Source organism: Streptomyces sp. WMMC1477 (assembly GCF_027460245.1).
Taxonomy (GTDB): domain Bacteria; phylum Actinomycetota; class Actinomycetes; order Streptomycetales; family Streptomycetaceae; genus Streptomyces.
On the sequence record NZ_JAPZBD010000003.1, the window covers coordinates 1,566,193 to 1,587,023 of the forward strand.

The window sequence follows — 20,831 nt, forward strand, 5'->3', positions numbered from 1 at the left end:
CGCTCAGCCCGGGCTCAGCACACGCAGCCGGTCGGCGATCACCTTGACGTCGTCCAGCTCACCGCTCGCGACCGCGATGACGAGCTCGTACGCCGCGTCCTGGTCCGGTCGCAGATCTTGCCCGTTCATCCTCAGAAACATCGTGCATGACAGCCACGCCGTGCGCTTGTTGCCGTCGATGAGGGGATGGTTGATGGCCAGCGACTGCAGCAGGCAAGCCGCCTTGTCAAAGAGGTCCGGGTACACCTCCTGACCGAACATCGAAGCCGACGGCCTGTACACAGCCGACTCCAGGAGGCTGGCCTCCCGGACGACCACCTGCATGTCGTCGCACGCGAAGTCGGCGATCGTCAGAACCTCCTCAGCGGTGAGGTAGAGCGTCACTTGAGCCGCTCCAGCACCTCACGCCACTTGGCGGCCTCGCCCTGTGCCATCTCGCGGATCATCGCTTGTCGAGCGTTGCTGGCCAGGTAGTCGTCAATCGCCCGAAGCACTATCGCGTGCATGCTGCGTCCCTCGCGCTCCGCCTGCTGCTTCAGGGCCTCGGCACGCTCGTCGTCCAGTCGCAGGTTCATAGCCATACCGCCACGGTACCGCGAACGGTACCGTGGCGGTACCATTTACCTGCCGTCACCCCGTGACGACGGCGGAGGGGCGGATGGGGAGGCGGTTGACGGGGCGGCCGGTGGCGGCGCGGACGGCGGAGGCGATCGCGGCCGGGGCCACGACGAGCGGCACCGCGCTGACGGACTTGGCGCCGAAGGGGGCGACGACGTCGCGCTCCTCGACGAGGTCGACGATGCGCAGGTCGGGCACGTCGAGGGCCGTCGGCAGCGGGTAGCCCGTGAAGTCGGGGTGCCGGACGAGGCCGCGGGAGACCCGCAGGTGCTCGGTGAGGGCCGCGCCGACGCCCTGGGCGAGGCCCGCCTCGATGCGGGCCCGGCACTGGGCCGGGTTGAGCACGCGGCCCACGTCCTGCGCGACGGCCAGTTCCACCACACGGACGGAGCCCAGCTCGACGTCGACGTCGACGACGGCCCGGACCGCGGCGAAGGCGAGGCCCACGAAGGCGTCGCCTTGGCCGCTGTCGTCCAGCGGTTCGGTGGGGTGGGGGCGGCACTGCGCCGTCGCCCACAGCTCCTTGCCCTCCAGCGTCTCGGCGACCGTCGTGGACAGCACGCCGTCGTAGGAGGTGATCTTGCCGTCGGCGATGGACAGCAGCTCGGTCGACATGCCGAACTTCGCGGCGAGCGGCTGGAGGAGCTGGGTGCGGACCATCTTGGCCGCGCGCTCGACCGCACCCGCCGACACCCAGGTGTGGCGGCCGCGGGCGCCGGGACCGGCGGGGGGCTGGTCGGTGTCCACGGGGGCGACCCGCACCTCGTCGACGCCGAGGATCTCCTGCACGATCTGCCGGGCGAGCGTCGCGAAGCCCTGACCGGTCTCGACGGCGGCGCACAGCACCGTCGCGACCGGGCCGTTGACCTTCACCGTGGCGGTGGACACCTCGTCGGCGCCCTCCGCGCCGAGCAGGTGGACCATGCCGACGGCATGGCCGACCCCGCGCCGGACGGCGCCGGGCTCCCCCGCGCCCTCCGGGCCGCCGGGCAGGAGCCACTCCTCCTGCGGGCAGTCCTTCGGCAGGGCGGGCAGCGGCGCCTCCCGCACGGAGCGCAGCAGTTCGGCGACGGGCGCCGGGCAGGTGACGGTCTGCCCGGTGGGCAGCAGGTCCCCGGTGGCCATGACGTTGCGGGCGCGCAGTTCGGCCGGGTCGATGCCGAGGGCGCCGGCGAGCTTGTCCATCTGGCCCTCGTAGGCCGCGCACACCTGGAGGGCGCCCTCGCCGCGGAGGTGGCCGGAGGGCGGGTTGTTGGTCCGCACGGCCCAGCCGTCGATCGTCGCGTGCGGGACGACGTAGGGGCCGGCAGCGAACGACACCGCCGCGGCCAGGGCCTCGTGGGAGCCGTCCGCGTAGGCGCCGGCGTCCATGAGGATCTGCGCCTCGACCTTGACGAGCTTGCCCTCGGCGTCCGCGTGGTGCCGGTAGCGCAGCAGTGTGGGGTGCCGGTGGGCGTGGCCGAGGAAGGAGTCCTCGCGGCCGACGGCGAGCTTGACGGGGCAGCCGGTGCGGATGGCCAGCAGGCCGAGCGGGATCTGGATGCTCAGGTCCTCGCGGTCGGCCATGGCGCCGGGGACCCCGGTGACGACGACCTTGACCTGCTCGGCGGGCAGCCCGAAGCAGGCGGCGGCGCGGTCTCGGTCGGTGTGCGGGTCGGTGGAGGCCGTGTACAGCTCGACGCCGCCGTCCGCCCGCGGCACGGCGAGCCCGGCCTCGGCCCCGATGGGGGCCGGGTCCTGGCGGCCGACGCGGTAGAGGCCCTCCACGACGACGTCGCCGGTGGCCTCGGGGTCGCCGAAGCGCAGCGGCAGGTGGCGCACGACGTTGCCGTCGGGGTGCAGGGGCTCCGCCTCGAAGGCCTTCTCCGGATCGGTGACGGGTTCCAGGACCTCGTACTCGACGGCGATGGCCGCGACGGCGAGGCGCGCGGTGTCGGGGTGGTCGGCCGCGACGGCGGCGACGGCCTCACCGTGGTGCCGGACCAGGTCGCGGGCGAGGGCCGGGCGGTCGGCGACGCCGCGCCCGTGGTTGGCGTCGCCCGGGATGTCGGCGTGGGTGATGACGGCGTGCACCCCGGGCATGGCCGCGGCCTGCCCGGTGTCGATGGACACGATGCGGGCGTGCGGGTGCGGGGCGCGCAGCACGGCCGCCCACAGCAGGCCCTCGGCCCACAGGTCGGCCGCGTAGGCGAAGGTGCCCTGCGCCTTGGCGAGCGCGTCGGCGGGCAGCACGGACGCGCCGAGGCCGTGCGGCTCCGGTGGGGTCTGCGGTCGGGACGGCGGCAGCGGTGTGCCCCCGGCCGGGGTCGCCGTCACCGCGTCGCTGGACGTCACTGCGGGTCTCCCTCGTCACTGGGCCCGGCCTGCTGCGGGATGCGGGGCGCGCCGGGCTCGGCGTCGGCCCCGGCCTCGCCCTGCGCGGGACGGGCGTGGGCCGAGCGCTCCGCGGCGACCTCACGGATGGCCTCGATGGCGCCCCGGTAGCCGGAGCAGCGGCAGAGGTTGCCGCACAGGGCGGTGCGGATCTGCAGGTCGGTGGGGGCGTGGTTGCCCTCCAGGAGGTCGTGCGCGGTCATGGCCATGCCCGGCACGCAGAAGCCGCACTGCCCGCTGGAGCGGGCGGCGAGGGCCCGCTGGACGTCGGACGCGACACCGCCCGCGGTCAGGCCCTCGACGGTGCGGATCTCGCTTCCGGCGGCGGTCGCTGCGGGCACCAGGCAGGAGGCGACGAGCCGCCCGTCCACCAGCACCGAGCAGGCCCCGCACTCGCCCTGCGAGCAGCCGTCCTTGGCCCCTGCCAGCCCGAGCCGCTCGCGCAGGACGTGCAGCAGCGACTCGCCGATCCACACGTCACCGACGTGCCGCTCGCTGTCGTTGACGCGCAGGGTGTACGAGGTCAGGGGGTGCTCGTCCGCAGCCTCGGCCGGGGGCTCGGGCTGGGCCGGGGGCTCGGCAGGGGCCCCGGGCCCCGGGGCGTCCTCGGGGACAAGGCCGGCCGGTTCCTGGACACCCGGGCTCTGGGCGCCCGGCTCCGGGCCCGCCTGGTGCGGGCTCGGGGGCTCCTGGACCGCGGCCGGGGCGTGCTGGGGCTGGGCGTCCGGGGCCGGCGCGGGGGCCGGGACGAAGGGCGCGGCGGGCGGATGGCCCGGGCTCTGCGGGCCGGAGGGGCCCGGATCCGGCCCGTGCGGATGCGCCTCCGGCGCGCCCTGCCCGGCGGCGCCCGCGTCGGCGTGCAGCCGGCCCTCGTGAGAGCCCGCGAGGGCCGCGGCCGCGCCCTGCCCGAGGACCGCCGCGGCGGAGCGGCCGGGCGTGTCCGCCGGGGGCTGCCCGAACTCCGGGCCGTACGCGTGGTCCTGGTGGGCGGCGGTGTGCGGGACCTGGCCCGCGGCGTCGGCGGACGCGGGGGCCGCGGCGAACGGCATCGTCCAGGTTCCGGTGTCCGCCGGGTCCATGGTGGCCGCGGGCGTGGGCGGCGGGATGACCGGCGGCTCCCAGCCCTGGCCGGTGCCGGGCGCGGCCAGCGGGCTCTGCCCCGCGAAGGCCGGATCCTCGTGGCCGCCCTCGGCGACCTGCGGCGGAAGCTGGATGAACGCGGTCGCGTCACCGTCGTACTCGCCGCCCCAGCCGCCCTGCGGCGGCGCGGACGACGCGGGGTGCGGGTCGTTGCTCATGCGAGCGCCCTCCCGAGGGCTCGGCGGGCCAGTGCCGACACGGTACGCCGCAGCTGGGCCACGGCCGGCGGCAGGGCCGGTGCTTCTCCCGTCTCCGGGTCGGGCGGCGGGTCGGGGATGCAGGCCATGGCGACGTAGTCACCGAAGGCGGACAGCGCCTCGGAGGCCAGCGCGGTACCGCCGGGCACCCGCACCTGGGACCAGTCGATGAGCGAGGCCGCCCACTGCTCGGCCTCCAGCGGACGCAGCGGCATGGGGGCGACGGCGCCGATCGCGCAGCGCAGACCCTGCCGGGCCGGGTCGAGGACGACGGCGGCCGAGGCGATGGCGCGGCCCGGCCCGGTGCGCCCGGTGGCCTTCAGGAACGTCTGCGGCGCGTGCAGGAGCGGCACCCGGACGAAGCCCACGACTTCGCCGGGGTTCAGCAGCTCCCGTCCGCTCAGCAGGTTGCTGACCGGCATCTCCCGGCGGGCCCCGCCGGGGCACGCGACGACGAGGGTGGCCTCCAGCGCGGCCAGCACGGGGAGCGTGTCCCCGGTGGGGGCGGCGCTGACGATGTTGCCGCCGAGCGTCCCGGCGTTGCGGATCTGCGGCGGGCCGGCCGCGCGGGCGGCGGCGGCCAGGGCGGGGAAGAGGGCGGCGAAGTCGGGGCGGCCCATGCGGGCGTGGGTGAGGGCGGCGCCGAGGAGCCCGTTGCCGTCCTGGTACTCCCAGCTGCGGATCTCGCTGATCCGGCCCAGGCCCACGAGGGCGGCGGGACGCAGCCGCCCGGCGTTGACGTCCGCCATGAGGTCGGTGCCGCCGGCGACGGGCACGGCGGCGGGCATGGCGGTCAGGGCCGCCACGGCCTCGTCGAGGGTGGACGGCAGGGTGACGGGCCGCGTCACCCCTGGATCATGTGGCGCATGCGGTGCGTGCGTGCTCAACCCAGCCCCTTCCCCGGTCTCCCGGATGCCCAGCCGTACCGTACGTGCTCACGGGGCGGGCGTGGCAACTCTGGCACATGTATTGACGCCACAGCAGGGCGGGCACCCGCCGGGACGGCTCGTCCGGCGAAGACGGCCGGGGCGGGGCCGGAGAGCGGCGGGCGGGCTGACGAATCGTTCCTTCAACGCAGACGTACGGCATAGCCCTCACGCTCGCAGGGCGTGGGGGCCGTGCCGTACGGCATCGGGTCCCTCTCACACGATCGGGGACTCGGCGTCGATCGGGCGTCCGAAGGAGCCGCACCGGACCGGTGAGAGGAAGCACGCGAAGAACCGGTGCGGGGAAGTACGCGGACGACGGACGGAACGCTCAGCCGCCGACGCGGCGCGCGGTGCCGGGCGGGAACTGCGCGACCCGGCCCGCTCGGCTCACTTCCGGCCGCCGCCGTCCTTGCCGTCCTTGCCGTTCTTGTCGCCACCGCTGTTCATGGACTCGTAGATCTCCTTGCACAGCGGGCAGACCGGATACTTTTTCGGGTCGCGGCCGGGCACCCAGACCTTGCCGCACAGCGCGACCACGGGCGTGCCGTCCAGCGCGCTCGCCATGATCTTGTCCTTCTGGACATAGTGGGCGTAGCGCTCGTGGTCGCCATCGCCGTGCGACACCTGGGGCGTCGGCTCGACCAGTGTGCCGGTACCCGTACCGCGCTCGGGCTCAAGAGTGCTCATGGCATCCAAGGGTACCGATCCGTCCGGACGGCGGGACGTGCCTCAGTTGAGGGACGGGTCGTCCGGGTAGGTGGCCACCAGCGCGAGCACGCCGCGCTGCCGCCGCAGCACCGCGCGCCACAGCCCCTCGGGGTCGGGGGACGAGACGTCGCCGGGCTCGGAGTCCACCACGTACCAGGCGCCCTCCTCCAGCTCCTGCTCCAGCTGGCCGGCGCCCCAGCCCGCGTAGCCGGCGAAGATCCGCAGGAAGCCCAGCTCGGCGGCGAGCACCTCGGGCGGGGCGTCGAGGTCCACGAGACCGATCGCGCCGTGCACCCGGCGCCAGCCGAGGGGCCCCTCGCCACCGGGGATGAGCGCCACCCCCAGCGCGGCGTCCAGCGAGACCGGTCCCCCCTGGAAGACGACACCGGGCGCGCCCGCCAGCCCGGCCCACGGCTCCAGGATCTCGCCGACGTCCACGGGGGTGGGCCGGTTGAGCACCACCCCCAGGGAGCCGTCCGCGTCATGGTCGAGGAGCAGCACGACGGCACGCTCGAAGTTCGGGTCGGTCAGCGCCGGAGTGGCGACGAGCAACCGTCCGGTGAGCGAGGACACCTCGGAGGACATGCCCCCATGATTCCGCACCGCGTCCCGCGCCGGGTGCCGGACTCCGGTACCCGGCGCCCGGCCGGGCGTCCCGTCCGGACCGACGGCCGTACGTCGGAGCTGAAGGCATCGACGCGTGTTTGGCGAAGCCCGGTCGAACGGCGGCTACCATTCGTCTGTCCCCCGCCCAAAGATGTGATAGATCGCGAGTTCCATGACCGGCAACGAAGACGTCCTCCTCGTCCACGGCGGCACCCCGCTCCAGGGCGAGATCCGGGTCCGAGGCGCGAAGAACCTCGTGCCCAAGGCCATGGTCGCGGCCCTGCTCGGCAGCGAGCCGAGCCGCCTGCGCAACGTTCCCGACATCCGTGACGTGCGCGTGGTGCGGGGGCTGCTCGAACTGCACGGGGTGACCGTGCGCAGCGGCGCCGAATCCGATGAGCTCGTGCTCGACCCGTCCAACGTGGAGAGCGCCGACGTCGCGGACATCGACGCGCATGCCGGCTCGTCCCGCATCCCGATCCTGTTCTGCGGCCCGCTGCTGCACCGGCTGGGCCACGCCTTCATCCCCGGGCTGGGCGGCTGCGACATCGGCGGCCGGCCGATCGACTTCCACTTCGACGTGCTCCGCCAGTTCGGCGCGGTGATCGAGAAGCGGCCGGAGGGCCAGTACCTGGAGGCCCCGCAGCGGCTGCGCGGGACGAAGATCCAGCTCCCCTACCCCTCCGTCGGCGCCACCGAGCAGGTGCTGCTCACGGCCGTGCTCGCCGAGGGCGTGACCGAGCTGTCGAACGCGGCCGTGGAGCCGGAGATCGAGGACCTGATCTGCGTGCTCCAGAAGATGGGCGCGATCATCTCGATGGACACCGACCGCACCATCCGTATCACCGGCGTGGACAAGCTCGGCGGCTACCGCCACCGCGCCCTGCCCGACCGGCTGGAGGCCGCGTCCTGGGCCTGCGCCGCGCTGGCGACCGAGGGCAGCGTGTTCGTCCGGGGCGCCAGCCAGCGCGAGATGATGACGTTCCTCAACACCTACCGCAAGGTCGGGGGCGTCTTCGAGGTCGAGGACGAGGGCATCCGCTTCTGGCACCCCGGCGGCCCGCTCGACGCGATCGCGCTGGAGACGGACGTCCACCCCGGCTTCCAGACGGACTGGCAGCAGCCCCTCGTCGTCGCCCTGACCCAGGCCTCCGGCCTGTCGATCGTCCACGAGACGGTGTACGAGTCGCGGCTGGGCTTCACCGAGGCGCTGAACCAGATGGGCGCCCACATCCAGCTCTACCGCGAATGCCTGGGCGGCACGCCCTGCCGCTTCGGCCAGCGGAACTTCCTCCACTCGGCGGTCGTGTCGGGGCCGACGAAGCTCCAGGCCGCGGAACTGGTCATCCCGGACCTGCGCGGCGGCTTCTCGTACCTCATCGCCGCCCTGGCTGCCCAGGGCACCTCGCGGGTGCACGGTATCGAGCTGATCAACCGGGGCTACGAGAACTTCATGGAGAAGCTCCCCGGCCTCGGCGCCAAGGTCGAGACCCCCTGACCACCTCGCCCCGAGCCTCCGCGACAGCCCGCCCCGAGCATCCGGGGCGGGCTGTCGCCTGTTTCCCGGCGGGCGGCACGGGCGCCCCGGCGGGGTCCGGGAACGCGAAGGGGCGGCTGCCCAGGCCTGGTGACCGGGACAGCCGCCCGCGCTGTCGCGTGGGGCTTACTTGCCCTTGGCGGCGTCCTTCAGCTTGGAACCCGCCGAGACCTTGACGCTGTAGCCGGCCGGGATCTGGATCGGCTCGCCGGTCTGCGGGTTGCGGGCGCTGCGAGCGGCACGGTGGGTGCGCTCGAAGGTGAGGAAGCCCGGGATGGTGACCTTCTCGTCGCCCTTGGCGACGACCTCGCCGACCGTCTCGGCGAGGGCGGCCAGAACGGCGTCGGCGTCCTTGCGGGTCACCTCGGCGCGATCGGCCAGAGCGGCCACCAGCTCAGTGCGGTTCATGTGTGTTACTCCCGTGTTCTTCTTGCCGTTGAGGCGTGAGACGAAGCCGATGCTGCCAGGGCCCTCGGACAGTGCCGCGACCCGGGTCTGCTCCCAGACCCTCGCGCCCGGCACGCATCCTGCCCCCACCAGTGGCGGGAAAGCCAATCCGGGGCCCGTCGCATCACACGAAAAGCTCCGCCGTCGCGTCAGGATGACGTTGCTCGGGCTTTGTCCGCCCGCAACCCTACGGGGGCCCGGCTGTGGCACGTCCGCGACGCGCCGTTCCCGGCCGCCGCCCCCCGCCCGGGCACCCGGAGGCCCGGCCACCCGTTCGGTCGTCGGCCGTCCGGCCCAGGCCGGGGCCCGGCCGGGGGCTCAGGCTCCGGAGGCCCGGGCGGCCTCGCGGACGGCGCCGGCCACCGCGCCGGAGACCTTCTCGTTGAAGACGCTCGGGATGATGTAGTTCGGGTTCAGCTCCTCCTCGCCCACGACGTCCGCGAGGGCGCGGGCGGCGGCCAGCATCATGCCGTCGGTCACCGTGTGGGACTGCGCGTCGAGCAGACCGCGGAAGACGCCCGGGAAGACGAGGACGTTGTTGATCTGGTTGGGGAAGTCGGAGCGGCCGGTGGCCACGACGGCGGCGGTCTGCCGGGCCACGGCGGGGTCGATCTCCGGGTCGGGGTTGGCGAGCGCGAAAACGATGGCACCGTCCGCCATGGTGGCCACGTCCTCGGCCGTCAGGACGTTGGGCGCCGAGACGCCGATGAAGACGTCGGCACCGGCCACCGCGTCCTTGAGCGTGCCGGTGACCCCCTCGGGGTTGGTGTTGTCCGCGATCCAGCGCAGGGCGGTGCCGGCGGCGGGAAGGTCGTCGCGGTCGGCGTGGACGACGCCGTTGATGTCGCAGACGACGGAGTGCTTGACGCCCGCCGCGATGAGCAGCTTGAGGATGGCGGTGCCGGCTGCGCCCGCGCCGGACATGACCACCCGCACGTCGCCGATGGACTTGCCGACGACCCGCAGGGCGTTGTGGAGGGCCGCGAGGACGACGATGGCGGTGCCGTGCTGGTCGTCGTGGAAGACGGGGATGTCCAGGGCCTCCCGGAGCCGCGCCTCGATCTCGAAGCAGCGGGGCGCGGAGATGTCCTCCAGGTTGATGCCGGCGAAGCCGGGGGCGATGGCCTTGACGATCTCCACGATGGCGTCGGTGTCCTGGGTGTCCAGGCACAGCGGCCAGGCGTCGATGCCCGCGAACCGCTTGAACAGGGCCGCCTTGCCCTCCATCACCGGCAGCGCGGCCTGGGGGCCGATGTTGCCGAGGCCGAGGACGGCGGAGCCGTCGGTGACGACGGCGACGCTGTTGCGCTTGATGGTCAGGCGGCGGGCGTCCTCGGGGTTCTCGGCGATCTGCGTGCACACCCGGGCCACACCGGGGGTGTAGACCATGGAGAGGTCGTCACGGTTGCGAATGGGATGCTTGGACGACATCTCGATCTTGCCGCCGAGGTGCATGAGGAAGGTGCGGTCCGAGACCTTCCCCAGCGTCACACCGTCGATCCCGCCGAGCTTCTGCACGATCTCGTTGGCGTGGTCGGTGGAGCTCGCGGCGACCGTGACGTCGATGCGCAGCCGCTCGTGCCCGGAGGCGGTGACGTCGAGGGCGGTGACGTGCCCGCCGGACGACTCCACGACCGTGGTGATCTGGCTGACCGCCGAGCCGCCGACCGGAACCTCCAGCCGGACGGTCATCGAGTAGGAGACGCTGGGCGCCGTAGCCATGCCGACTTCCTCTGCTTTCACTCAAGCACTTCGCGGGTGCGCGTTTGCCTCCGAATCGTCCCACCTACCGTCGGGTACGCGGTAAACGGAGCGCGATCCGGAAAAGATATTCCACCATACGAGAGTTGCTCTCGTATCGGAAGCCCGGACCTCCCCTTCCGTCCCCGGCCGGGCACTCCCGGGGACGGAGGTCCGGGCACCGCCGGTTCCGCGCCTGCGCGCCACCCCGCTCCACCACCCCCGCCGAACGGGTGTCTCGAGTAAGGGAATCCCGTTTGTTAGCCTGGACGTGGCGTCGGCCCGATCCATGCCCCCGGGCCCAACCTTCGTCGCTCAGAGCGACCACTTGCCGCGAGGCGAGCTGGCGGGTCGGCGCCGTTGAACGTCACCAGGAGGCGGGCCCGAGGGGCCCGCCTCCTGGTCATTTCCGTCTCCGGGTTGCGGGCGTCTCCGGCACGGCCGGTCCCTCCGACCACGACGGCGCGCGACCGGGACGGCGCGCGACCGGCCGCTGTCCCCACGGCCCGGGCGGGGCGTCCGGCCGCCCCGCCCGTCAGGGCTAGTCCCGCAGCAGGTCCGGCACGCCGGCCGCGTCCGGGAGGTCCCGCTCGCCGGCGAGGATCGTCAGCCGCTGCGTCGCCCGGGTCAGCGCGACGTAGAGCACCCGGAGCCCGGCCGGGGACTCGTCGGCGATGTCCGCCGGGGTCACGACGACCGTCGCGTCGTACTCCAGCCCCTTGGCCTCCAGGCTGCCCAGGGCCACCACGCGGTCGCCGAGTCCGGCGACCCAGTCGGCCGCCGCCTCCCGGACCGCCATCGGGACGACGACGCCGACCGTGCCCTCGACCTCCGCCAGCAGCCGCCGCGCCTCCTCGCGCACCCGGGCGCCCAGGTCGCCGTCGGCCAGCGCGAACCGGGGCACGAGCCCGGTCGAGCGGACCGCCTTCGGCGGCTGCACGCCGGGCATGGCCAGGGCCAGCACCCGCGCGGCCAGCTCCGCGACCTCGGCCGGGTTGCGGTAGTTGACCGTCAGCTCGAAGCGGCGGCGGGGCCGGGTGCCGAGTGCCTCCCGGCGCGCCTCCGCGGCGTCCTCCGGGTCGGACCAGGAGGACTGCGCGGGGTCGCCCACCACCGTCCAGGTGGCCTGGCGGCCCCGACGACCGACCATGCGCCACTGCATGGGCGTGAGGTCCTGCGCCTCGTCGACGATGACGTGCGCGTAGTCCCGGCGCTCCTCGGCGGGACCGGCCGGCCGGGCCTCGCGCCGGGTCGGGTCGCGGTCGGCGGCCGTGGTCAGCTCGGCCAGCCCGGTGAACTGGTCCAGCGGGTCGATCTCCCGCTTCCGCGGCTTGGCGGGGGCGCCGAGCACGGAGTGCAGCTCGTCCAGCAGGGCGACGTCGTGCACGGACAGCGGCCCCTTACCGGCCGCGTCCAGCCGGGACAGCGAGCGGGCCAGCCGCCGGGCCTCGCGCGGCTGGAGCCAGCGGCGCGACCAGCGGCCGAGCCGCTTCTCGTCCCGCATGGCGGCGAGCACCAGCCGGGGCGTCAGCTCCGGCCACCACGCCGCCAGGAACGCCTGGAAGGCGTCCTCCTCCGCGACGTCCTCGTCGAAGCCCTGCCGCGCCTCGGCGGCCAGCTCAGGGTCCGTCCCCGGCGGGTACCGCAGCGGCCCGCCCGACTTCTCCCACAGCGCGTCGAGCAGCAGCTTGCGGGCGCGCGGGCGCAGCAGGTTCACCGGTGCGGTGCCGCCCAGGGCGGCACCGCGCACGGCCCGCAGCTCCTCGGCGTCCAGCTCGACCCGGGCGCCGAAGGCGACGACGCGCAGTCCGGCCGCTGCCTCCCGGGTCCCGGCCAGCTCCAGCGTCCCGCGCGCGGCCCGGCGCAGCACCTTCGTCATCCGCCCAGAGCCCTTGACCCGGGCCACCGGCATCGGGTCGTGGGCGTCGGCCTCGGCGCCCTCCACCAGCGAGCCCAGCGCCCGGATCACCACCTGCCCCTCCTCCCCCAGGGACGGCAGGACACCCTCGGTGTAGGAGACGAGCAGCGGGGTGGGGCTGACGATGAGGATGCCCCCGGCGTAGCGGCGGCGGTCGCGGTAGAGGAGGTAGGCGGCACGGTGCAGGGCGACGGCGGTCTTGCCGGTCCCCGGCCCGCCCTCGACCTCGGTGACGGAGGCGGCGGGCGCGCGGATGACCTCGTCCTGCTCGGCCTGGATCGAGGCGACGATGTCGCGCATGGCATGCCCGCGGGCGCGGCCGAGCGCCGCCATCAGCGCGCCGTCGCCGACGACGGGCAGCTCCTCGCCGTTCAGGCGGGCGGTGAGCCCGGGACGCAGCAGGTCGTCCTCGACACCGAGGACCTTCCGACCGCGGGAGCGGATGACCCGGCGCCGGAGGACGCGGCCGGGGGCCACCGGGGTCGCACGGTAGAAGGGGGCGGCGGCGGGGGCGCGCCAGTCGATGACCAGGGGGGAGTAGTCGGCGTCGAGCACGCCGAGCCGGCCGATGTGCAGGGTCTCTGCGACGTCGGCCGTCCCGTCGGGGCGGATCGCGTCCTCGGCGGGCTCGACGGAGGTGTAGGCGCCGTCGGGGCCCCTCTCGCCGTCCTCGCCGTCGAGGAGGTCGATGCGGCCGAAGAGGAAGTCCTCGAACTCGCTGTTGAGCCGGTTGAGGTGGACCCCGGCCCGGAACACCTGGGCGTCGCGCTCGGCGAGGGCTCCCGGCGTGCCGACCTGGGCGCGCTTCCCCGCGTCGGCCATGAGGAACTCGGCCTCGTGGATCTTCTCCTCCAGGCGGCGGTAGACCGCGTCCAGGTGGTTCTGCTCGGCGTGGATCTCACGGTCCCGCACGCTCGTGTCCTGCGCCTCCAACGCAAGGGCCCCCTTCTGCTGTGTCCAGGGCAGCCGTCCACCGTACGCCAAGGTGGGGAGCGGTGGTCAGCTGACCCGCACTCAGCCCGGCGGGCTCCCCCGGCCGGACGGCCCGGTGCCGCCCCCGGCTCAGCCCGGCACCGTCACCAGGTGCGCGCCGTCGAGGGTGCGGATCTCGAAGCGGTCGATGGCGGACCGGTCGTAGGCGGCCCCGCCCAGGTAGTAGTGCTCCTCGCGCGGGGTGTAGCCGGTGGCGGGGACGGTCCAGGTGGTGACGGTCTGCTCGGTGCCGTCCTTGCCGACGGCCACCAGCCCGCAGGTGCGCGGCCCGCTGACGCCGGTGAGCCGGACGGCGACCTCCGTCCCCCAGGCGCGCGGGACGGTGGCGACGGTGGCGGCGACGCCGGTCGCCGGGTCCGTCGCGCTCCGCTTGCCGCCCTCGGCGTACACGGCCTCGGCGGCTGCGCCGGGCCGTGTCCGGTCCGCGTCCTGCCCCGTCGTCCAGGCGGCGCCCGCGACGGGCCCGGCGACGATCAGGGCGAGGGCGGCGGCGACCAGCGCGAGGCGCCGACGACCGCGTCGGCGCCGCTCGGCGGCCGCCGCGCCCAGCAGCCGGTCCAGCATGCCGGGCGCGGGCCGGGCGGTGAGCCCGTCGCCGTCGTCCCCGGTGGCGGGGGCTTCCTGCGCGAACTCCGCGAGCACGGACCGCAGCCCGAGCAGCTCCTCCAGCTCCCGGGCGCAGGACGGGCAGTCGGCGAGATGCTCCTCGAAGCGCTCGGCGTCCGCCGGGTCGAGGGCGCCGAGGGCGTAGGCGCCGACGTCGGTGCGGTGCGCGTGCGACGTCATGCCGTCACCCCCCTTTCCTCCAGCGAGAGCTTCAGCGAGCGCAGCGCGTAGAAGACCCGTGACCGGACGGTACCGGGCGGGACGCCCAGCACCTCGGCCGCCTCGTTGACCGTCCGGCCCCTGAGGTAGGTCTCGACGAGGGCCGAGCGGTGGTGCTCGGTCAGGTCCGCCATGGCCTCGGCGATCGTCATGAGGCGCAGGGCCCGGTCGATCTCGTCGGCGGCCGGGAGCGTCTCCAGCGGCGCGGCGTCCACCTCGTGCGGGCGGGCCTGCCGGCCGCGGTGGGCGTCGATGACGATGCGGCGGGCGACCGTCACCAGCCAGGGCCGCACCGAGCCGGCGGCGCGCCGGAGCTGGTCGGCGTTGCGCCAGGCCCGCAGCAGCGTCTCCTGGACGACGTCCTCGGCGCGGTGCCGGTCGCCTCCGACCAGGCGCAGCACGAAAGCCAGCAGCGCGCCCGCGTGCTCGTCGTAGAGCGCTCGCATGAGGGCGTCGTCCTGCGACGTTCGGTCGGCCACGACGGCATCCTCACCCACGCTGTGTCCCCGGTCGATACGCATGCGCTCCCCGCTCGGCGGCCGACGCGCCGTCCCGCCCGCCGGGCGCCGCACTCACCCAGCGGTACGCACGCCGGAGCCCGTCCGTTCAACGGTCGGGGCCCGCGTCGGGCGGGGCGAGCGCCTCAGGCGTCGACCGCCAGCCGGTAGCCGCGCTTGACGACGGTCTGGATCAGCTTGGGCGCGCCGAGCGCCGAGCGCAGCCGGGCCATCGCCGTCTCGACGGCGTGCTCGTCGCGGCCCGCGCCGGGCAGGGCCCGCAGCAGCTCCGCTCCAGCCGCTCGATCGTGCCCGCGTCCCACAGCGCCTCGTTGGTGCGCAGCCGCTCCGTCTCCTGGTCCCACGTGGGATCGAAGACGTAGTCCACGCCCGACTGCGGCGCGGCGGCCTCGACGTTCTCGGCGACGGTCATCGAACAACCCCCTTGGTAGCGGTCCTTCAGGCTAGGGAGTGGCCGAAGCGGCCTGCCATGGCAATTCAGTGCGTGCCCACCGGCGCCTGGCAGGCAGGTATTTGCCAATCACCGTGACGCCGCTCTCGCCTTAGCGTGAAGCCTCCGCCGCGAGTCCTTGAGGAGGCCCGTTGCTGCACACACTGGTCGTGGGGATTGGACGCTCCGGACGGGACCTGCACCTTCCGGTGGTGCACCGCCTGCGCGAGAGCGGGGCGGGTGGCGCGCTCTTCGCCGACTCCGCCCCGATGGGCTACGACGCCCTGCCGCCGCCGGTACTCGACGTACCCGCCGGGCTGGAGATCGTGCCCACGCTCGCCGCGGCGGCCGCGCTGCGCGATCCGGCGCGGACCGTCGTCCACCTGTGCACGCCGCCGACGGCGCGGGTGCCCCTGCTGCACGAGCTGGCGGCGCTCGGCTACCGCCGCCTCCTGGTGGAGAAACCGCTGGGCGCGGACACCGCGACGGTGGCCGAGCTGCGCCGGGCGCGGGACGCGTACGGGCTGGACGTCGCCGTCGTCGGCCCGTGGCTGCACAGTTCCCTCACGGAACGGCTGGCGACGCTGGTGGGTTCGGGGCGGCTCGGGGCACTGCGCCGGGTCACGGTGCACCAGCGCAAGCCGCGGCTCGGCCGCACGCTGCGCAACAGCAGCCATCCGACGGCGTTCGACGTCGAGCCGCCGCACTCGGTGGGCGTCGCGCTGCGGCTGGCGGGCGGCGGGCGGGTCACCGCGGCGGAGTGGAGCGACGCCACCGACGGCCGCCGCGTGGCGCCCCGGATGGGCAGTGCGGGCCTGACGCTGCGGCACGACGGCGGAGTGGTCACCACGATCGACTGCGACCTGGTGGCCCCGGTGCGCGAGCGCAGCATCCTGCTGGAGTTCGACGCCGGCACCGCCCTCGGGCACTACCCGGTCAGCGGTGACGACCCGTACGCCCAGCTGCGCGTGACGCCGCTCGGGATGACGGCGGAACACGAGATCTTCCACGACCAGGCGATGGACGCCTGCCTGCTGCACGCCTACCGCGCCTTCGCCGACGGCGCCGACCTCGCCGCGGACTTCGAGCTCCAGGCCCACGTCGTGGAGCTCTTGGAGCAGGCGAAGCGACGGGCGGAGCACGGGGAGCCGGCCGGCGCGGCGGCCGGCCCCGGAAAGGACGGACTCCATGCGAGCTGACACCGCGGCACCCTTCGCCGCCCCCTTGCTGAGCGGTATCGGGGACGAGGCGGGAGCCTCCCTCGACGAGCAGCTCAGCGCCCTCACCACCCTGGGCTGGAGCGGCATCGAGCTGCGCTCCGTCGACGGCACGGCGCTGGCGGACCTGGACGACGCGGCCTTCGGCCGGCTGACCGAGCGGCTGGCCGCGGCCGGCCTCGGCGTCACCTGCGTGGACTCCCGCATCGCCAACTGGGCCCGCCCCATCAGCGGGGACTTCGAGGAGGACCTGCGGGAGCTGCGCATCCTCGCGGACCGCTGCGAGCGGTTGGGCACCCGCAACGTGCGCGTCATGTCCTATCCGAACGACGGCTGGAGCGAGGAGCGCTGGCGGGACGCCGTCCTGGACCGTATGGGCAAGCTGACCGCCCATGCGGAGGACGCCGGGCTGGTCCTGCTGCACGAGAACTGCGCGGGCTGGGCGGGCAGCAGCGCCGAGCGCATGCTCGGGCTGCTGGAGGCCGTGGACAGCCCGGCGCTGAAGCTGCTCTTCGACACCGGCAACGGCGTCGCCTACGACTACGAGGCCTACGACCTGCTGCCGAGCATCGCACCGCACGTCGCCCACGTGCACATCAAGGACGCCGTCGGCACGCGGGACGACGTCCGCTACACCCTCCCCGGCGACGGGCGCTGCCGGGTCGCCGACGCCGTCCGGTACCTGACGGAGTCCGGCTACCGGGGCGTGTGGTCCATCGAGCCGCACATCAACGTGCGCCCGCACGAGTCGCTGGCCACCTCCGGGGAGGACGGCGTGGCGGCCTTCGTCGGCTACGGCCGGGCGCTGGAGGCGCTGTTCGCGGGGCTCGCCGGGGAGGCCACGTGACCGGCGCGGAACCGGTGAAGCTGCTCCCGGCCGATCTCGACCTGCTGCTGGAGCTGCTGGAGCTGCCCACCGTGGGGCTGCTGGAGGCGGCCGAGGGCACCCCGCCGCCGCGGTTGTGGGAGGCCCAGCACCGCTACGCGGAGGCCGCCGCCGCGCTCGGCTTCTCGGTGGTGCACCACGCGGCGGCCCCCGCCTCCGTGCTGGAGCTGCCGGGCGTCCCGGTCACCGTGCGCGAGGCCGCCGCCCGCGTCCCGGGCTTCCTCGCCGAGCAGCCGAGCATGGTGCTGCGGCTGGGTCCCGGCCTGCCGCGCGAGCGCACGGTCATGTTCAACGTGCACGTCGACACCGTCGATGGCTTCTGGGAGCCCTCCTTCCACGCGGGCCGCTTCGAGGGGCGGGGCTCCATCGACGCCAAGGGTCCGGCCGTGGCCCTGCTGGCCGGGGTGCGCGAGGCGATCGCCACCGTCCCGGAGCTGGGCGAGTCGACGGGCGTGCTGATCCAGCTCGTCTCCGGCGAGGAGGGCGGCGCCATGGGCGTGTTCGGCACCCGCCCGCTGGTCGAGGCCGGGCACACCGGCCGGCTCAACGTCTTCTGCGAGCCCAGCCGCAACCTCGCGGTGCCGCGCTCCACCGCGGCGGCCACGGCCCGGGTCACCGTCCAGGGCACCGACTCCATCGACGACCACCCCGGCGGCGGGCACAACGCCACCGTGCTCCTCGGCCACCTGGCCGCGCACCTCGCCGGAACGCTCTGCGGCAGGGTGCCCGGCACCAGGGTGTGCGTGGCCGGGCTGCACACCGGAGAGCTGCACAACAAGGTCTACGGCAGCGGAAAGCTGCTCCTGAACCTCGCCTACCCGACCACGGAGTCCGGCCGGCTGCTCACCGGCGCGCTGGAGGAGGAGCTGGCCGCGGGGCTGCGCTCCTTCGCCGAGCGCTTCGCCGAGGTGCCCGGCTTCGGGCTGACGGCGGCCGAGGCCGAGCGCGTCACCCGCCTGGAGTGGCTCAAGCGCGGCCTGCCCGCGCTGGACGGCCACGATCCCTGGGCGGAGGCGCTCCTGCGCTCGGCCGGGGTGGCCGCCGCGCCGCCCGAGGCCCCCGCGTGCACCTGCGACGCGATCTGGATGCACGGAGTGGAGGGCGCCCACACCGTCGTCCTCGGCCCCGGTGACCTGGACGCCAACGGCGCCCACGCGGCCGGTGAGCACGCCGACCTGACGGACCTGGAGGAGTTCGCGGGCTCCGTCGCCGCCCTCCTCACCCGATTCGCTCACGCTACGAACGGACAGCCATGACGCCACGCGTTCCCTACGAGCGGCTGCGCGACTTCGCCGCCGACGTCTTCGCCGAGCTGGGCGTGCCCGAGGGCCGGGCCCGGCTCGCCGCCGAGGCCCTCGTCTACGGCGACCTCGCCGGTATGCGCTCGCACGGCCTGGCCAACCTCACCCGGCTCTACCTCCCGCAGTTCCAGGACAAGCGGATGGTGGCCGACGCCGAGCCGGAGATCCTCAGCGACCGGGGCGCGGCGGTCCTCGTCGACGCCCATCAGGCCCTCGGCCTCTGGCAGGCCACCGAGGCGATGGACCTCGCCGCCGAGCGGGCGGCCGAATACGGCATCGGCATGGTCTCCGTGCGCGGCGCAACGCACTTCGGCTGCGCCGGGCACCACACCGCACGGGTCGCGGAGCGCGGCATGGTCGGCGTGCTCGCCTCCAACTGCGGGCAGCAGCGCATCGCCCGTCCGCCGGGCGGCCGGGTGGCCATGCTGGGCACCAACCCGCTGAGCGTCGCGGCGCCCGCCGGGCCCGAGCTGCCGCCCTACGTGCTGGACATGAGCACCACCGCGGTCCCCACGGGCAAGATCCGGGAGGCGGCCAGGGCCGGTCGGGAGATACCCGAGGGCTGGATGGTGGACGCCGAGGGCTCCCCCGTCACCGACCCGCACGCTCTGGACCGCGGCGAGGGCTTCCCGCTGTGGCTGGGCGGCCGGCCCGAGACGGGCGCCTACAAGGGCTACGGTCTCGCCCTGCTGGTGGAGGTGCTCGCCGCGCTGGTCCCCGGCGCCGGGCTCGGCCCCTCCCCGGACGCCTACGAGGGCACCGGCGGGCCGAGCGGCCGGGACGACGACATCGGCGTCGTCGCCCTCGTCGTCGCGCCCGGAGCCCTGCGCCCGGCCGACGCCTTCCTGTCGGACGCCGGCGCGCTGTTCGGTGCCCTGACCGGCTGCCCGCCGCTGCGTCCGGACGCCCCGGTCGGCTACCCGGGCAGCCGCGAGGCGGCCCTGCGCGCCGAGGCGCTGGGGCAGGGCGTGCCGGTCGCACCCGAGCTGCTGGCCGAGCTGCGCGACGTCGCGGCCGAACTCCGTCTCACCCCGCCGGAAGGAGAGCAGGCATGAGCACCACGGAGGAGCCGCGCCCGCTGCGCGTGGGCATCATCGGGCTCGGCGTCATCTCCCGCTTCTACGCGGCGGCGTTCGACGAACTCGCCGAGGTCGAGCTGGCCGCCGTGTGCGACCTGCGGCCGGAGGCGCTCGCCCCGTACCGGGGGCGGACGGCGTGCTACACCGATCACCGCGACATGCTCGCCGAGGCCGGGCTGGACGCGGCCGTCGTCAACGTGCCCAACGACGTCCACGCCGCCCTGTGCACCGACCTGGTCGGGGCCGGGGTCGCGGTGTGCGTGGAGAAGCCGCTCGCCACCCGCGTCTCGGACGGGCGCGCGCTGGTGGCCGCCGCGCGGGCCAGGGGTGTGCCCCTGTTCACGTCCTTCCACCGCCGCTACAACGACAACGCGCTGACGCTGCTGGAGTCGCTGCCGGAGTCCACGCCCATCAGCTCCGTGACGGTCCGCTACCTGGAGCGGATCGAGGAACACGCCGGGGACGACCGCTGGTATCTGGACCCGGAGCGGTGCGGCGGCGGCTGCGTGGCCGACAACGGCCCCAACGCGTTCGACACCGTCCGCCAGTTCCTCGGTCCGGTGGAGCTGACCGGCGCCACCGTGACGCGGGACGGCGACGGAGTGGACCGCCAGGCGGACGTGGAGCTGCGCGCCCCGGGCGGGGCGACGGCCCGGGTCCTGCTCGACTGGTCCTACGCGGGCGAGCGCAAGGACATCGAGGTCCGCCTGGCCGACGGCCAGGTCCGCACCGCCGACATGCTCGGCGGCCACGACGGGTTCAAGCAGTCGCTGTGGCACGAGTACGAGGGCGTCCTGCGGGAGTTCGCGGCGACCGTCCGCGCCGGCGCCGACCCGAGCGAGGGCGGCCTCGCGGCCCTGGAGCTGGTCGCCGCCGTCTACGAGCACGAGGCGGCCCGGGCCCGGGAGTCCACGGGCGGCACGCCCGTCGCCGCCCCCGTCACGGAAGGAGCCTCACGGTGAACCCGGCCGAGGACGGCGGAAAGCGCACGGTCAGCGGATCGCTGGTGAAGATCCTCATCCACCGCAAGGAGAACCGGGGCATGCGGCTGGAGGAGTACGCGAGCCGCTGCGTACGGCGCGAGGAGATCCACGAACTCGTCACCACCGACCAGCACGACACCACGCCCGGCGCCCGGGTCGACCGCGTCGGTTTCCTCGGCTTCGTGGAGATCGAGGCGGGCGGTGTCATCGACCGCGGCGACGAGGTCTGGGCGAACGGCCGACGGGTCGGCACTGTGCTGGGCTTCGACTCCTGCCACTTCCCCAACCACTACAACGTGCTCATCGCCACCGAGAAGACCGTCACCGGCCCGGAGCTGGGGCTGGCGCCGAACATGGAGGTGCGCTTTGGTCCCACCCACTGACCC

The 20,831-nt window shown here is 74.5% G+C and carries 19 protein-coding genes and 1 pseudogene; 7 read left to right on the forward strand and 13 right to left on the reverse strand.

Annotation, left to right across the window (positions count from 1 at the left end):
- Nucleotides 1–3 precede the first annotated feature (3 nt).
- The 7 genes from O7609_RS07190 to O7609_RS07220 all read right to left on the reverse strand — a co-directional run bounded on the left by O7609_RS07190 (nucleotide 4) and on the right by O7609_RS07220 (nucleotide 6,550).
- A complete protein-coding gene (locus O7609_RS07190) occupies nucleotides 4–384 on the reverse strand; it encodes a type II toxin-antitoxin system death-on-curing family toxin (protein WP_269743265.1) in 381 nt (126 codons plus the stop codon).
- Nucleotides 381–581: a ribbon-helix-helix protein, CopG family gene (locus tag O7609_RS07195; RefSeq protein ID WP_443072077.1), complete on the reverse strand. Its 201-nt coding sequence runs from the start codon at nucleotides 579–581 to the stop codon at nucleotides 381–383. The genes O7609_RS07190 and O7609_RS07195 overlap by 4 nt, the downstream gene beginning before the upstream one ends.
- A gap of 49 nt (nucleotides 582–630) precedes the next feature.
- Nucleotides 631–2,952: a xanthine dehydrogenase family protein molybdopterin-binding subunit gene (locus O7609_RS07200; RefSeq protein WP_443072078.1), complete on the reverse strand. Its 2,322-nt coding sequence runs from the start codon at nucleotides 2,950–2,952 to the stop codon at nucleotides 631–633.
- Nucleotides 2,949–4,289, reverse strand: coding sequence for a (2Fe-2S)-binding protein (locus tag O7609_RS07205; protein ID WP_269743266.1), 1,341 nt, complete (start codon nucleotides 4,287–4,289; stop codon nucleotides 2,949–2,951). Before O7609_RS07205 ends, O7609_RS07200 begins: the two co-directional genes overlap by 4 nt.
- On the reverse strand, nucleotides 4,286–5,215 hold the full coding sequence (locus tag O7609_RS07210; protein WP_269734098.1) for an FAD binding domain-containing protein: 930 nt from the start codon (nucleotides 5,213–5,215) through the stop codon (nucleotides 4,286–4,288). The genes O7609_RS07205 and O7609_RS07210 overlap by 4 nt, the downstream gene beginning before the upstream one ends.
- 429 nt (nucleotides 5,216–5,644) lie before the next feature.
- On the reverse strand, nucleotides 5,645–5,944 hold the full coding sequence (locus tag O7609_RS07215) for a DUF3039 domain-containing protein (protein WP_269734099.1): 300 nt from the start codon (nucleotides 5,942–5,944) through the stop codon (nucleotides 5,645–5,647).
- 42 nt (nucleotides 5,945–5,986) lie between these two features.
- On the reverse strand, nucleotides 5,987–6,550 hold the full coding sequence (locus tag O7609_RS07220; RefSeq protein ID WP_269734100.1) for a YqgE/AlgH family protein: 564 nt from the start codon (nucleotides 6,548–6,550) through the stop codon (nucleotides 5,987–5,989).
- A 193-nt stretch (nucleotides 6,551–6,743) separates the two neighbouring features.
- Here O7609_RS07220 and murA point away from each other — a divergent pair, with 193 nt between their 5' ends.
- Nucleotides 6,744–8,069, forward strand: coding sequence for a UDP-N-acetylglucosamine 1-carboxyvinyltransferase (gene murA / locus O7609_RS07225; protein ID WP_269734101.1), 1,326 nt, complete (start codon nucleotides 6,744–6,746; stop codon nucleotides 8,067–8,069).
- Between the two features lie 165 nt (nucleotides 8,070–8,234).
- Here murA and O7609_RS07230 read toward each other — a convergent pair whose 3' ends face one another.
- The 6 genes and pseudogenes from O7609_RS07230 to O7609_RS07255 form a co-directional block, all read right to left on the reverse strand.
- Nucleotides 8,235–8,516: an HU family DNA-binding protein gene (locus O7609_RS07230; RefSeq protein WP_219091798.1), complete on the reverse strand. Its 282-nt coding sequence runs from the start codon at nucleotides 8,514–8,516 to the stop codon at nucleotides 8,235–8,237.
- 357 nt (nucleotides 8,517–8,873) lie between these two features.
- Nucleotides 8,874–10,277, reverse strand: coding sequence for an NAD-dependent malic enzyme (locus O7609_RS07235; RefSeq protein WP_269734102.1), 1,404 nt, complete (start codon nucleotides 10,275–10,277; stop codon nucleotides 8,874–8,876).
- A 559-nt stretch (nucleotides 10,278–10,836) separates the two neighbouring features.
- Nucleotides 10,837–13,125, reverse strand: a complete 2,289-nt coding sequence (locus tag O7609_RS07240) for a HelD family protein (protein WP_332328050.1) — start codon at nucleotides 13,123–13,125, stop codon at nucleotides 10,837–10,839.
- A 150-nt stretch (nucleotides 13,126–13,275) separates the two neighbouring features.
- Nucleotides 13,276–13,992, reverse strand: a complete 717-nt coding sequence (locus O7609_RS07245; RefSeq protein WP_269743267.1) for an anti-sigma factor family protein — start codon at nucleotides 13,990–13,992, stop codon at nucleotides 13,276–13,278.
- Nucleotides 13,989–14,552, reverse strand: a complete 564-nt coding sequence (locus O7609_RS07250; RefSeq protein WP_443072079.1) for a sigma-70 family RNA polymerase sigma factor — start codon at nucleotides 14,550–14,552, stop codon at nucleotides 13,989–13,991. The genes O7609_RS07245 and O7609_RS07250 overlap by 4 nt, the downstream gene beginning before the upstream one ends.
- A gap of 122 nt (nucleotides 14,553–14,674) precedes the next feature.
- Nucleotides 14,675–14,827: pseudogene (locus O7609_RS07255) on the reverse strand (winged helix-turn-helix domain-containing protein); the annotation flags it as partial.
- Nucleotides 14,828–15,131: 304 nt separating this feature from the next.
- On the opposite strand from O7609_RS07255, the gene O7609_RS07260 reads away from it, so the two are divergent.
- Genes O7609_RS07260 through O7609_RS07285 form a run of 6 tightly spaced genes read left to right on the forward strand, consistent with a single transcriptional unit; the run spans nucleotide 15,132 to nucleotide 20,828 of the window.
- A complete protein-coding gene (locus O7609_RS07260) occupies nucleotides 15,132–16,178 on the forward strand; it encodes a hypothetical protein (protein WP_269743268.1) in 1,047 nt (348 codons plus the stop codon).
- Nucleotides 16,168–17,043, forward strand: a complete 876-nt coding sequence (locus O7609_RS07265) for a sugar phosphate isomerase/epimerase family protein (RefSeq protein ID WP_269734134.1) — start codon at nucleotides 16,168–16,170, stop codon at nucleotides 17,041–17,043. The genes O7609_RS07260 and O7609_RS07265 overlap by 11 nt, the downstream gene beginning before the upstream one ends.
- Complete coding sequence (locus O7609_RS07270) at nucleotides 17,040–18,338, forward strand: M20/M25/M40 family metallo-hydrolase (protein WP_269734135.1); 1,299 nt, start codon at nucleotides 17,040–17,042, stop codon at nucleotides 18,336–18,338. The genes O7609_RS07265 and O7609_RS07270 overlap by 4 nt, the downstream gene beginning before the upstream one ends.
- Nucleotides 18,335–19,438 (forward strand): Ldh family oxidoreductase, encoded by a 1,104-nt coding sequence (locus O7609_RS07275; RefSeq protein WP_269734136.1) that lies wholly within the window; start codon nucleotides 18,335–18,337, stop codon nucleotides 19,436–19,438. Before O7609_RS07270 ends, O7609_RS07275 begins: the two co-directional genes overlap by 4 nt.
- Nucleotides 19,435–20,424 (forward strand): Gfo/Idh/MocA family protein, encoded by a 990-nt coding sequence (locus tag O7609_RS07280; protein WP_269734137.1) that lies wholly within the window; start codon nucleotides 19,435–19,437, stop codon nucleotides 20,422–20,424. The genes O7609_RS07275 and O7609_RS07280 overlap by 4 nt, the downstream gene beginning before the upstream one ends.
- Entirely contained in the window at nucleotides 20,421–20,828 is a 408-nt protein-coding gene (locus tag O7609_RS07285) for a DUF6917 domain-containing protein (protein ID WP_219091835.1), read from the forward strand. Before O7609_RS07280 ends, O7609_RS07285 begins: the two co-directional genes overlap by 4 nt.
- The last annotated feature ends 3 nt before the right edge of the window (nucleotides 20,829–20,831 follow it).

Coding starts and splice junctions, on each gene's coding strand:
- O7609_RS07265 (WP_269734134.1), top strand. CDS start 16,168: ATGCGAGCTGACACCGCGGCACCCTTCGCCGCCCCCTTGCTGAGCGGT.
- O7609_RS07215 (WP_269734099.1), bottom strand. CDS start 5,944: ATGAGCACTCTTGAGCCCGAGCGCGGTACGGGTACCGGCACACTGGTC.
- O7609_RS07245 (WP_269743267.1), bottom strand. CDS start 13,992: ATGACGTCGCACGCGCACCGCACCGACGTCGGCGCCTACGCCCTCGGC.
- O7609_RS07235 (WP_269734102.1), bottom strand. CDS start 10,277: ATGGCTACGGCGCCCAGCGTCTCCTACTCGATGACCGTCCGGCTGGAG.
- O7609_RS07230 (WP_219091798.1), bottom strand. CDS start 8,516: ATGAACCGCACTGAGCTGGTGGCCGCTCTGGCCGATCGCGCCGAGGTG.
- O7609_RS07205 (WP_269743266.1), bottom strand. CDS start 4,289: ATGAGCAACGACCCGCACCCCGCGTCGTCCGCGCCGCCGCAGGGCGGC.
- murA (WP_269734101.1), top strand. CDS start 6,744: ATGACCGGCAACGAAGACGTCCTCCTCGTCCACGGCGGCACCCCGCTC.
- O7609_RS07220 (WP_269734100.1), bottom strand. CDS start 6,550: ATGTCCTCCGAGGTGTCCTCGCTCACCGGACGGTTGCTCGTCGCCACT.
- O7609_RS07275 (WP_269734136.1), top strand. CDS start 18,335: ATGACGCCACGCGTTCCCTACGAGCGGCTGCGCGACTTCGCCGCCGAC.
- O7609_RS07195 (WP_443072077.1), bottom strand. CDS start 581: ATGGCTATGAACCTGCGACTGGACGACGAGCGTGCCGAGGCCCTGAAG.
- O7609_RS07250 (WP_443072079.1), bottom strand. CDS start 14,552: ATGCGTATCGACCGGGGACACAGCGTGGGTGAGGATGCCGTCGTGGCC.
- O7609_RS07280 (WP_269734137.1), top strand. CDS start 19,435: ATGAGCACCACGGAGGAGCCGCGCCCGCTGCGCGTGGGCATCATCGGG.